The organism is Streptomyces sp. NPDC002265 (assembly GCF_040296125.1).
Lineage (GTDB): Bacteria > Actinomycetota > Actinomycetes > Streptomycetales > Streptomycetaceae > Streptomyces.
Map to the genome: position 1 here is coordinate 1 of NZ_JBEOWS010000724.1, position 1,071 is coordinate 1,071.

Here is a 1,071-nt window from a genome sequence, read left to right on the forward strand (position 1 = left end):
GGTGTGACGTATGGGGCATTCCGTACGAGTCACTCGAACGGGTGGACCTGGGGCCCCGACCGGCACGACGCGCGCGGCACCACCGGCCGAAGAAACGCAACCGGCCCCCTGGGCCGGCGGCCGGCCCGTTCCCCACCCGCAACCTCACATGACGGGCCGGGGGGACGGTGAAGTCGCGGCCGCCGCGTCCACCGGGGGGACGACGACCGTGCGCCGGGACCCCCACGGCGCCAAAGGCTCCCGGGCCGCCCGCTCGCCAGAGCGTCGTCCAGGCCGCCCAGGGCCGGCTGTCCGGGGTGGCCGCAAGACCCGTGCGCAGCGCCGCCGAAGACGCCCTTAGGCAGTGTCCCGTGGATCACCACATGAGGTAATTGCTCAATGAGCTACTTCATGTACGACGTCATGGGTGGGACGGTCGACGAGCCTGATCCGGAGACGATGAGGCGAGTGCTCGACGGACTGGCACAGGCCGATGACGAACACCCCGATGCCTCACTCACCCATGAGAGCGGGTGGTGCCTCAACGCCTTCGGCGACGGTCTGCTGGTCTGGGAGAACCCGGACGAGGACTCGGTTGCTCCTGGGGAGATGCGCGATGTCGCCCGCGAGGAGGTCCTCCGGCTCTTCGGACTGCTGGCGGCGGGTGACATCGCATCGATTGAGGCGCTCTCCTGGCAGAGGTGACCGGCCTTACCCTCGCGCTTTCACGAGTGCGGGTGTCCGAGGCTTGATCAAATAAGCGAGGAGTGCTGCTGACCTGGGTCGATGGGACTTGTCTAGGGTCCTGTTCGTCGCCGGAAAGCTGCACTCCTCAGGTGAAGAAGAATATCGGGCCCTACCCGCGTGTCCGTGTCGAGGGCGGCGGTCGTGGGGTGGTGTCCCAAGCGGGTGGTGTGTTGCTGATGGAGACGGTCCGCAAAACCGGTCCAGATCGGGCGATACCGACAGCGTTGATGCCGTGGCGTAAGCCGCGGGCGGTGCCGACCCGGAGAAGATCCTGCTGGATATGGCGCTCGCGCTGGCGCTTGGCGGGGACTGCCTGTCCGACGTCGGCATACTGCGGGCCGAGCC

1 protein-coding gene and 1 pseudogene are annotated in these 1,071 nt (G+C 67.9%); both read left to right on the plus strand.

Going from position 1 to position 1,071, the window contains the following annotated elements:
• The first annotated feature begins 378 nt into the window (after window positions 1–378).
• On the plus strand, window positions 379–684 hold the full coding sequence (locus ABT085_RS46555) for a hypothetical protein (protein WP_351623322.1): 306 nt from the start codon (window positions 379–381) through the stop codon (window positions 682–684).
• Between the two features lie 131 nt (window positions 685–815).
• Window positions 816–1,071, plus strand: a pseudogene (locus ABT085_RS46560) (transposase); the annotation flags it as partial.

Bases quoted from the DNA above. Each gene is read 5' to 3' on its own strand.
- ABT085_RS46555 (WP_351623322.1), top strand. From the start codon at position 379: ATGAGCTACTTCATGTACGACGTCATGGGTGGGACGGTCGACGAGCCT.